Genomic DNA, 7,579 nt, shown 5'->3' with positions numbered 1-7,579 from the left:
AGCACTTCACCGCGGGCGACGACGCACGCCTCGCCTTCACCTACCACGCCAGGAACGTCAACCTCGTCCTCGGCGGCCAGGGCAAGGTCACCGTCCTCGTCGACGGGAAGACCGAGAAGACCGTCACCGTCTCCGGCACACCGACCATGCACCGCCTCATCGACGACGACACCGCCCGCACCGCCAAGCTCGAACTCCGCTTCACCCCGGGCATCGAGGCGTACGCCTTCACCTTCGGATGAGCGGGCGGGCCCGCGCGGTTCCGGCAGACGCGGTCGGAGAGGCAAGCCCGATCGCCGCCGCGAGGGCCACGGCCTCCGCCCCACCGACGGCACCCTGATCGACAACGCTCTCTGGCCCTTTCACCAGGCGGCGCCCTGGCGGTGGCGGACCTGCTGTTCACTGGCATCGACCGAAGTGCAGTGCTGAAGAGCCACATTGGGGGGCCGATGGAACCACGAAGCGCAGCCGCGTCCGGCAGAGTTTTCCCGTACACCGCAGGTACGACGTGCTACATCGAGGTCCACGGGGACGGCACCGTGACCCACGGGGACCAGCGAGCCGCCTATGAGCGCGCGGTCGCCGGAAAATCGCGGCTGTTCGCCGTCTGGCCCGGCCAGTGGTCGAGCGACCTCTTCGAGGTCGACGACCTGGACGAGTTCGCCAAGGCCCACGGGATCAGGCATGACGACGAGCGAACGGGCCTGAAGAACCACGTCCACAAGGTCGAATGGGTCAAGAACCCGCACGGCAACGACAACCCTCGCAGCCAGTACCTTGACATCGACGTCACCCTCACCTCCGGCTGCTCCATCAACGACCGCTGTACCTTCGCCGCGCAGATGAAGGAGCAGAAGGGCTGGGACATCGCGACGAGCGGCGGCTGGTCGAAGAGCGGCAGGCCGGGCGGGACGACGACGTACTCCCTGCGCGCCCGTCGCAAGAGCCTCACCTGATACGCAAACTTGCTGCGGCAACCGCGCCACTCCGCGCCCAGTGCGCAGACAGTCGGCCCTCGCTGGGAGAAATCTGGGAGATGATCTTCCCCTGGAGGGCAACCGAGCCCCCGCCACACCAACCCAGACCAAGCCCCTGACCAGCTCGTCAGCCAGAAATCCAGGTGATGATCTTGCCCGGACCTCATTCGGGACGAAGAGGTCGTGGGTTCACATCCCGCCACCCCGACGCTTATCAGAGGGCGTCTACTCACATGAGTAGACGCCCTCTCTTATGCTCGGGGGCGAACCGAATTGATCAGGCCACCGCGTCGCCCCCTTCTTGGCCTTCTGTGCCCTCCTCCCCTTCCTGCTCTTCGGCGAAGATGTCGTCCATCGCTTCGGCGCCCTGCGTGATCACGGACCGAAGCTGCTTGCGGTAGACCGCCTCTGTGGTCGCCTGACTGCTGTGACCGACCAGGAGCGCGATCCGCTCCAAGGGGATGCCATGGTCCGAGAGCAGGGACACGAAGCTGTGCCGGAGCTCCCGCGGGGTCCACTCGGGCTTCAGCTCGGCATGAGCAACGACCTGGCTGTCTAGGAAGGTGAGCGGCCAGGCCGGGCCGTGGACAGCAACTCCGGCCAGGCCATGCCAGGCCAGGCCCCATGAAGTGACCGTCATTCATGGAAAAGGTCTCGGCCGCAGGCCACTCAGGGTGATGGATCAGGTAGTCCACCCCGTGGTCGCCCTCACCCTGCCTTGAGCTACCGAGGTGCACGGGTCAGAACAAAGAAGTGTCCAGATAGGCACGGCCTTGGGTCAGAGGGCCGTGTTCGTATCTTGCGTCCGAATGTCGCCCGACCCGCCTCAGTCTCCGTCTCGGGCACCATCGTTCACCGCCGCCACGAGGCCGCTCCCGTCCGCGGACCAACCGCCCCCCATGAACCCAGGTGAACGCCCCCGCGGTGCACCGGATGTACTGACCGCGTACGCGTCGGGCCCGGATGTCGCCTGCCGTGCGCCCTCCCCTACGACTGCACAGCCACGCACGCTGGGTGTCTACAGGCTTCGACGAACTTCCGGGGGGGGGCGACAGTGGGTGAGTGGAAGCAAGGCAAATGCGGTTGGCCAACGACGGTCGGCGGTCGTTGCCAGAACAAGACACTGAAGGGCACGTCGCGCTGCCACCTCCACCAAGGTGACTGGACGAAGCGCGGCCAAGCCGAGCTGAAGAAGAGGGCGGGCAAGCGCCGCAAGAAGTGAGCCGGATCCCTCTGCGACGTCGGCTGTGCACCGCCAGCCGTTCTCATCGGTCCGAGCCAGTTCCAGCCACGCCCTCTCGCCGCCGGGACGTACCCGCGGCTGTTCCATCGCGGTGTCCTCCGATCCGCACCGCACCTGGTCCCACGATCCCGTGGTGCGGATCTTCCCGGTCCGAGTGCTGGCGTCCCCTCGGACTCTGCCCCGCCCTAAGCCGCCTGTTCCGGTTCGTTGGTTGCTGACGGGTGGATGTAGCCGTTCTTCTCGAACGGGGTGAACCAGGCCGTGAAGGCCGTCGACGGCGGTGTCGTCATGGGTGGGGTGTCCGCCGGTTCCAGGGGGGTGGGCGGGGTGTCGGGCGGTGGGGTCTCGTAGAGCCAGTCGTGGGCCCGGTCCTCGTAGACGTGGTCGGCGAAGGTCTCCAGGGCCGCCGCCACCTCCGGGGTGAGGAGGCCGAAGGTCTCCAGCGTCACGTGGGTCTCGTTCAGGAGGAGGCGCAGGGCCAGTTCCTCCGCCACGCAGCTCGGGCGTTCGAAGCTGCCGTCGGTGAAGCGGGTCGTCATCGCGATCACCGTGACCAGGAAGCGGCGGGCGAAGCGCGCGTCGTACTGGAGGGCGTACCGCTCGGGCAGGTCCTCGAAGTGCCAGAGCGGGCCGTCGCAGTCCGCGGCCGTGGTGTCCTCCTGGGTCAGTGTCTGGACGTCCTGGAAGAGTTCGTCCACCAGAATGTCCGTCGCGTAGAGCAGCGCCCCCGACGCCAGGGCGACCGCCTCCGGCGCCGGGGCCCCCTTGCCGTCCTCCGCCGCCCCGAACACCGTCGGCGGGAACGCGCGCAGGTTCTGCGCCAGCGACAGCATCTGCCCGCGCACCGACGCCGCCTTCGCCTCCGCGTCGTACGGCTCCTCGCCCTCGTCCTCCGCCGGGCGCTCCGCGTGGCGGGCCTTGCGGGCGGCCGGGTCGTCGGGCGGGGCGTCGGGGCCGTCGGCCGCGTCCAGGCTCTCCTGGACCAGCTTCGGGTGGAGTTCGACCTCGCAGCGCTCTATCCGCCAGTCGTCCAGCAGTTGCGAGCGCTCCAGGAGTTCGGCCACCACCGAGCGCACCGCGTCCTCGGCCGACTCCAGGACCGGCGCGTCCACGAACACCTTCAGGAGCGCCCCCCGCGGGTGCACGGCCACGATGCTGTCGAACAGGTCCGCCTCCATGCCGTCGGGCCCCTCGACCGCCTCGACCGAGTCGAAGCCGTCCTCGATGAGCGCCACGGCACCGGCACGCTGCAGCGGATCCATCTCCGGAGTGCCCTCCGGCAGGCAGATGTCCACGGTCACTACGTACGTCACAGGTCAGAGCCTGGCAGGTCACGGCCGTCCGCGCGGAAGATTTCACCCCTTCTCGAACATCCTCAGGTGTTCCACGTCTCGTCGTACGGGTCGGCCGGGGTCGGAATCGGCTTCGCGTGCGTCACCTCGAAGTACGGGACCGGGCCGCCGTTCACCGGGTCCTTCGTCGTGCGCGGGGTGTACGTCCCGCTCACCTCGAGCCACTTGTCCGGTTGCAGCACCGGCGGGATCGTCCCGGTCAGCGCGATCTTCACCGGCTGGGCGTCCGCCGCGCAGCAGTTGAGCGCCATCCGCACCAGGTACGGGTGCCCCGCCCGGTCCAGGGCCACGAACCCCTCGATCCGCAGGACGCGTCCCTCGATCTCCCTGCCGTGCGTGTAGACCGCCCGCGTCGCGTAGTCGACCACGGAGAGGTCCAGCGGCCCCTTCGCCGGGAGCCTGTCGTAGCCGAACGGCTGTTGCAGCGCCGTCCCCGCGCGCATCGCGCTGTACGAACCGAGCGCCGGTGGCGCCACCAGGATCAGCGCGAAGAGGGGCAGCGTCAGGAGCCAGGAGACGCGCGGCTCGCGGTGGGCGTGGGCCGGGGGCCCCTCGGCCCCCGCGGCCGGGGTCCCTCCTGGCCGGGACGCCCGGTACTCGTACCACGCCGTCGCCAGCGCCGCCGCGATCAGGACCGCCCCGGACAGCAGCAGCATCGGGCGCAGGCCCGCCTTCACGTACCGCAGGTACTGGTCCGTGAGGCCCGCGTGCAGCAGGGCCGCGCCGGTCAGGAAGAGGACCGCCGCCTGCGCCTGCCGGTTCACAGCAGCACCGCCCCGGTCAGCACCGCGCCCGCGATCGCCACCACGAACGTCGCCGGTGCGAACCGCAGCGCGAATCCCCGGCCGAACGTCCCCGCCTGCATCGCGAACAGCTTCAGGTCGATCATCGGGCCCACCACCAGAAACGCCAGCTTCGCCGTCATCGAGAACTCGGTGAGCGACGCCGCCACGAACGCGTCCGCCTCCGAGCAGATCGACAGCAGGACCGCGAGGACCGCCAGCGCCAGGATCGCCACCAGCGGGTTCTCCGCCGCCGTGCGCAGCCAGCTCGCCGGGACGACCGCCTTCAGGGTCGCCGCCGCCATCGCGCCCACCACCAGGAACCCGCCCGCGTGCATCACGTCGTGCCGCACCGAGCCCCAGAACGCGGCGCCCCTGCTCCGCCCCTCGTGCGGCGAACGGTGCGGGGTGCGCAGCCAGTCGGTGCGGCCCAGGCGCTGCCACAGCCAGCCCATCGCGCACGCCACCAGCAGACTCGCCACGAACCGGGCGACGACCATCCCGGGGTCGCGCGGGAACGCCACCGCCGTCGCCGTGAGGACGACCGGGTTGATCGCCGGGGCCGACAGCAGGAAGGCCAGCGCGGCGGCCGGGGTCACGCCCCTGCGCACCAGCGCGCCCGCCACCGGGACCGACGCGCACTCGCAGCCCGGCAGCACCGCGCCCGCGAGACCGGCCACCGGGACGGCCACCGCCGGGGACTTCGGCAGCGCCCTCGCGAAGAACGACGGCGGCACGAACACCGCGATCGCCGCCGACAGCAGCACGCCCAGCACCAGGAAGGGCAGCGCCTGCACCAGCACGGCCACGAACACCGTCATCCAGCTCTGCATCACCGGCGCGGACAGCAGCCCGCGGATCGGGCCCTGCAGCAGCACCAGCGTCAGCAGCAGCATCGTCAGGATCAGGGGGGACTTCGACTCCCCCGGCGTCGATTCCGACTCCAGTACCGATTCCGATTCCGGCTTCGGCTCCGGCGCCGATTCCGGCTTCGGCACCAGTTCCGATTCCGGCACCAGTTCCGATCCCGGCACCAGTTCCGATTCCGACTGCGGCTCCGACCCCACCGGCTCCGCGGCGGCGGGCTTCCCTCCCGGCTCCGGGGCGGGGTCCGGCTCCGGGGCAGGGGTGGGGGCCGGTCCTGTCACCGGGCGGTTCGTCGTCCGTGTCGTCGCCACTCCTGCGGTACCTCCGGCCGGGCTGCTCTCGCGGGTTCGTCCCCCTTCCCTGCATTACGTCGCGGACCGGGTGATGTCTCACCCCTCCCCCGGATCGCCCCTTCTCCGGACCCCGACCCGCCGCAACCACCCTTCCGCAACCCAGAGTTCGCGTGGTCTCCGTGACGGGCCGTCTGGAACCGCCCGTCCCCGTGCGGCAGTCTCTTCCCTTGTGGTGACCTTTCCGAATCAGACCGTGCCCGGTGGCGGCGACTCCGCCCACATGGTGGTGTGCGGCGACGACGGTCTCGCGCGCCGGCTCGCCGCCGAACTGCGGGGCGTCTACGGCGAACAGGTCACGCTCGTCGTCCCGCCCTCCGAGCGCGCCGCCGGTCCGCCGGTCGTCGGGCGGGCCCGCGCGACCACCGCCGCGCTCCTCGACCGGATGGTCAGCGCCGCCGTCAACCGGGCAGGCGCGGGCAACGGCGGCGCCCCCGAGCCCTCGCCCGCCACGGACGAACAGGTCCTGGAGACGGCCGAGTTGACGGAGGCCACGCTCGCCGAGGCCGGGGTGGAGCGGGCCGCCGCGCTGGCCCTCGTCTACGAGGACGACGAGACCAACATCCGCGCCGCCCTCACCGCCCGCCGCCTCAACCCCAGGCTCCGTCTCGTCCTGCGGCTCTACAACCGGCGGTTGGGCCAGCACATCGAGGAACTCCTCGACCAGGCCTCGACGCTGGCGATCGGCGGACCCGACGCCGGGGCCGACTCCGGGATCGACGCCTCCACCACCGTCCTCTCCGACGCCGACACGGCCGCACCGGCGCTCGCCGCCACCGCCGTCGCCGGGACCAGCAAGATCGTCCAGACCGACGGGCTGCTGCTGCGGGCCGTCGAGCGGCAGCCCACCGGGCGCGGCCGTGCCATGGACCCCGGCGCGACCACGCTCGCCCTGCTGACCCCCACCGCGCACGACACCGGCGTCAGCGACGGCGACCAGGGCCCGCTGCTGCTGCCCGACGCGGCAACCGTGCGGGCCGCGACCGGGCGCGGGGCGCTGGTGCTCGAGCACGTCGCCTACTCCGGGGCGTCGGCCCCGGCGCCCCGGGTGGCCTCGGTTCCGCCGCTCTCCTCCCTCTTCTCCCGGCGGCTGCGGTGGTCGCTGGCCGGGCTGGTGGGGTGCGTGATCGCGCTCGCGGTCTCGCTGTCCCTGATCACGGACATGCACCCGGTCAGCGCCTTCTACCTGACCCTCCTCGACCTCTTCGCCATCGACGACCCCGCCATCGGCGACTCCCTCGGCCGCCAGATCCTCCAACTCCTCTCCGGGCTCATGGGGTTGCTGCTGCTGCCGGTGCTGCTGGCCGCGGTCCTCGAAGCGCTCGGCACCTTCAGGTCGGCCTCCGCGCTGCGCAAGCCGCCGCGCGGGCTCAGCGGGCACGTGGTGCTGCTGGGGCTCGGGAAGATCGGCACCCGGGTGCTGACCCGGCTGCGGGAGCTGGAGATCCCCGTCGTGTGCGTCGAGTCCGACCCGGAGGCGCGCGGGCTCGCCACCGCGCGACGGCTGCGGGTGCCGGTGGTGCTCGGGGACGTCACGCAGGAAGGCGTGCTGGAGGCCGCGAAGATCCAGCGGGCGCACGGGCTGCTGGCCGTGACCAGCTCCGACACCACCAACCTGGAGGCGGTCCTCTACGGGCGGTCCGTGCGGCCCGATCTGCGGGTGGTGCTGCGGCTGTACGACGACGACTTCTCGACGGCGGTGTACCGCACCCTGCGGGCCGCCCACCCCGGCGCCTCCACCCGCAGCCGCAGCGTCTCCCACCTGGCGGCCCCGGCCTTCGCGGGGGCGATGATGGGACGGCAGATCCTGGGCGCGATCCCGGTGGAGCGGCGGGTGCTGCTGGTCGCCGCGGTCGACGTGGGCGGGCATCCGCAACTGGAGGGCAGGACGGTCGCCGAGGCGTTCCGGGCGGGGGCCTGGCGGGTGCTGGCCCTCGACACGCGGGACGCGGCGGAGGGCGTCCCGCCGGGGGACGCGACGGGCGCGGGCGGGGCCGCGGGCGCGGCC

The 7,579-nt window shown here is 71.5% G+C and carries 5 protein-coding genes and 2 pseudogenes; 3 read left to right on the top strand and 4 right to left on the bottom strand.

Translation table 11 applies throughout. From position 1 onward, the window contains the following. A pseudogene (locus GA0115242_RS40530) lies at nt 1-242 on the top strand (cytochrome c biogenesis protein DipZ); the annotation flags it as partial. Between the two features lie 297 nt (nt 243-539). Continuing rightward, a complete protein-coding gene (locus tag GA0115242_RS02290; protein WP_256089351.1) occupies nt 540-956 on the top strand; it encodes a hypothetical protein in 417 nt (138 codons plus the stop codon). Nucleotides 957-1,254: 298 nt separating this feature from the next. Here GA0115242_RS02290 and GA0115242_RS02285 read toward each other — a convergent pair. From GA0115242_RS02285 to GA0115242_RS02265, 4 genes and pseudogenes are all read right to left on the bottom strand, one after another. Beyond that, nucleotides 1,255-1,524, bottom strand: a pseudogene (locus GA0115242_RS02285) (tyrosine-type recombinase/integrase); the annotation flags it as partial. Between the two features lie 881 nt (nt 1,525-2,405). Beyond that, a complete protein-coding gene (locus tag GA0115242_RS02275; protein ID WP_093823926.1) occupies nt 2,406-3,533 on the bottom strand; it encodes a hypothetical protein in 1,128 nt (375 codons plus the stop codon). A gap of 62 nt (nt 3,534-3,595) precedes the next feature. Then, on the bottom strand, nt 3,596-4,336 hold the full coding sequence (locus GA0115242_RS02270; protein ID WP_093823924.1) for a TIGR03943 family putative permease subunit: 741 nt from the start codon (nt 4,334-4,336) through the stop codon (nt 3,596-3,598). Further along, nucleotides 4,333-5,301, bottom strand: coding sequence for a permease (locus tag GA0115242_RS02265; protein WP_237548659.1), 969 nt, complete (start codon nt 5,299-5,301; stop codon nt 4,333-4,335). Before GA0115242_RS02265 ends, GA0115242_RS02270 begins: the two co-directional genes overlap by 4 nt. 493 nt (nt 5,302-5,794) lie before the next feature. Between GA0115242_RS02265 and GA0115242_RS02260 the strand changes: the two genes are divergently transcribed. Then, nucleotides 5,795-7,579: NAD-binding protein (locus tag GA0115242_RS02260; RefSeq protein WP_107461329.1), on the top strand; the 1,785-nt coding region annotated here is incomplete at its 3' end.

Source organism: Streptomyces sp. SolWspMP-5a-2 (assembly GCF_900091845.1).
Classification (GTDB): Bacteria; Actinomycetota; Actinomycetes; order Streptomycetales; family Streptomycetaceae; genus Streptomyces; species Streptomyces doudnae.
The sequence above is the reverse complement of the archived record's forward strand: the minus strand, read 5'-3'. Positions and strand labels throughout refer to the sequence as shown.